Genomic DNA, 2,890 nt, shown 5'->3' with positions numbered 1-2,890 from the left:
ACCCGGCCCACCTGGCCCACCGTCCCGGCAGTCCCGGCCGAGCCCACCGTGCGGCTCGCCCCCGAGTCCGCCGAGCGTCCGGAGCCGGTCGAGCCAACCGTCCACCTGGCCCCGCCGCCGAGGCAACCGGGCGGAGCGGAGCCGACGGTGCACCTGGGTGTGGGGGAGTCGACGGTTCAGCTGGGCGGTGCCGAGCCGACGGTCCGTTGGGGCGCCGCCGGGTCGACCGGTCATCGGGCGGGTGGATGGACTCCGCCGTCGGCGGGGGAGTCGACAGTCGACATGGGCGCGGCCGGTCGCCCCGGTCCGGCGGCCTGGCCGGCCGCGGCGGAGTCGTCCCAGCCGACCCATCCGACCGGCGGGGCCACCACCGCCGCCGGGACCGGCACGCTCTACGGCCCGCGTACCGTCGCAGCCACGCCCGGCAGCACCGGTCCGGCCGGCGCGACCACACCGGGCGGAACCGGCACGCCCACGTCGGGCAGGGCCGGCGCGCCCACGCCTGGCAGGGCCGGCGCGGCCGCCGGGGCATCCGGTGCGGCTGCCGTACCGGCCGGCGGCGAGGTGCGGTTCGGCCCCGGCGTCCCGGCCACGCCGCCGGCCGCACCGGCCTGGCCGGCGCCGCCGCCGCGACGCCCACGGTCGGTCTGGCGGACGGTCACCTCGGTGCTGTCCACTCTGCTCACTCTGGCGCTGCTCGCCGCCGTCGGAATCTACCTGTGGCAGCGGATCAGCCCGCTGGAGATCACCGGGGTGACCGTGGCCGTGCCCGAGCCGGCCGGTGACCGGTGTGACGTCACCGTCGACGTGGTCGCGACCGTACGCACCAACGGGCGGGGCGGGGTCATCGAGTACCAGTGGCTGCGCTCCGGCAGCCCGCCGAGCAACGTGCTGACCGAGCGGGTCGGCCGGGGGCAACGCAGCGTCGACCTGACGCTGGAGTGGACGTTCACCGGCGTCGGGAGCACCCGGCAGACGGCCACCGTCAACATCACCTCCCCGGCGCCGATGCAGGCGCAGACCGAGGTCGCGTACGACTGCCGACCGTGACTCCCGGCGCCGCCGCGCCCGGGTTTCCGGCGGATCCCCACGGGGTAGGTCGGCCGGGACGAACCGGTGCTGTGGAGGATTCGATGCGAGACAACTTCGGTGACGCCGTGGGGGACGCCCTCCGTTCGGTGCTGCTCTTCCTGCCCAAGGCCGTCGGCTTCGTGGCCATCCTGGTGGTCGGCTGGCTGGCGGCGAAGGCGCTGCGCAAGCTCGTGGACAAGGTGCTGGAGCGGGTCGGCTTCGACCGGGCCGTCGAGCGCGGCGGCATCCGCCGGGCACTGGCCCGGTCGCGGTACGACGCCAGCGACATCGTCGCCAAGCTCGTCTACTACGGCGTGCTGCTGGTGACCCTGCAACTCGCGTTCGGCATCTGGGGACCGAACCCCATCTCGGACCTGATCGCCGGGGTCATCGCCTGGCTGCCGCGTGCCTTCGTCGCGATCGTCATCGTGGTGGTGGCCGCGGCGATCGCCAACGCGGTCAAGGACATCATCAGCGGCGCCCTCGGCGGGCTGTCGTACGGCCGGATCCTGGCCACCATCGCGTCGGTGTTCATCCTCGGCCTGGGGATCATCGCCGCGCTCAACCAGATCGGCGTGGCCACCGCGGTGACCACCCCGGTGCTGATCGCCGTGCTGGCCACCGTCGGCGGCATCCTGGTCGTCGGCGTCGGCGGCGGACTGGTCCGGCCGATGCAGAGCCGGTGGGAGTCCTGGCTGACCCGGGCCGAGCAGGAGTCCCAGGCGATCGCCACGCACGCCCGGGCGTACCAGGCCGGCCGCCGGGACACCGCGGCCCGGCTGGCCGAGTCGGCGCCCGCCGCGGGTGCGGCCGGCGGTGACCCGGAAGCCACCCAGGTGGTGCCCGCCGCGCCCGGCCACCCCGGAGCGGCCGCCGCGGCGCAGACCGACCCGGACGCCACCCAGCCCACGCCGCGCGGCGCCACCATCCCGGCGCAGCCGACCGGTGACGACGCCGAGGCCACCATGGTCATTCCGCCGGTGGACCGCGACCGGCGCTGACCCGTCGCCGACCGGCCGGGGTGGGATCCGTCGGATCCCACCCCGGTGCGTGTCCGGCGAACTGGCATGACCGGCCCGGCCCGGTCCGACTACCATCGCCGCATGACCTGGCGATGTTGATGCTCCGCTAGAGGCCACTGCCGTGGGCCGCCGCGGTCGCCGTACGTCCGGCGTCCGTTTCGTCCTTCCGGGAAGGCCTCATGACTCCCATCTCCGCGCGCGTGCCCGATCCGCGTGTCCGCCGGCTGGCGGCCACCCTCTACGGGTACGCGTTCCTCAGTGAACTCGTCCTGCTCTATCCGGTGTACGCGCTGCTGTTCAGCGACACCGGACTGTCCGTGTGGCAGATCAGCTCGCTGTTCGTGATCTGGTCGGCCAGCAGCATCCTGCTGGAGGTGCCCTCCGGTGCCTGGGCCGACGCGGTCTCCCGCCGGCTGCTGCTCTGCCTCGCTCCGCTGGTCAGCGCCGCCGCCTTCGCGCTCTGGGTGATCGTCCCGTCCTACCCGGCGTTCGCGGTCGGCTTCGTGCTCTGGGGCGCCGGTGGGGCGCTCGCCTCCGGCGCGCTGGAGGCGCTGGTCTTCACCGAACTGGACCGCCTCGGCGCGGCCGGCCGGTACGCCCGGACCATCGGTCGGGCACGTACCGCCGAGACGCTCGCCCTGCTCGCCTCGGTCGTGCTGGCCGCCCCGGTGCTCGCCGTCGGCGGGTACCCGGCGGTCGGCGCGGCCAGCGTGCTGGCCTGCCTGCTCGCCGCCGCCGTCGCCACCCGGTTCCCGGGAAACCGCACCCCCGCCCCGGTCAGCCCCGCGCCGAGCGGC

Annotated in this window: 2 protein-coding genes and 1 pseudogene; all 3 read left to right on the top strand. The window is 75.2% G+C overall.

Annotated features, from left to right (window positions below):
- Positions 1-48 precede the first annotated feature (48 nt).
- Positions 49-1,050, top strand: a complete 1,002-nt coding sequence (locus tag DLJ47_RS36670; protein ID WP_233257681.1) for a hypothetical protein — start codon at positions 49-51, stop codon at positions 1,048-1,050.
- A gap of 83 nt (positions 1,051-1,133) precedes the next feature.
- Entirely contained in the window at positions 1,134-2,072 is a 939-nt protein-coding gene (locus DLJ47_RS06090; RefSeq protein WP_109899094.1) for a mechanosensitive ion channel family protein, read from the top strand.
- A gap of 200 nt (positions 2,073-2,272) precedes the next feature.
- Positions 2,273-2,890, top strand: a pseudogene (locus DLJ47_RS06085) (MFS transporter); the annotation flags it as partial.

Source organism: Micromonospora sp. S4605, assembly GCF_003176715.1.
Lineage (GTDB): Bacteria > Actinomycetota > Actinomycetes > Mycobacteriales > Micromonosporaceae > Micromonospora > Micromonospora echinaurantiaca.
The sequence above is the reverse complement of the archived record's forward strand: the minus strand, read 5'-3'. Positions and strand labels throughout refer to the sequence as shown.

What these genes read in the sequence shown, in the direction of transcription:
- DLJ47_RS06090 (WP_109899094.1), top strand. Translation starts at nt 1,134, where the DNA reads ATGCGAGACAACTTCGGTGACGCCGTGGGGGACGCCCTCCGTTCGGTG.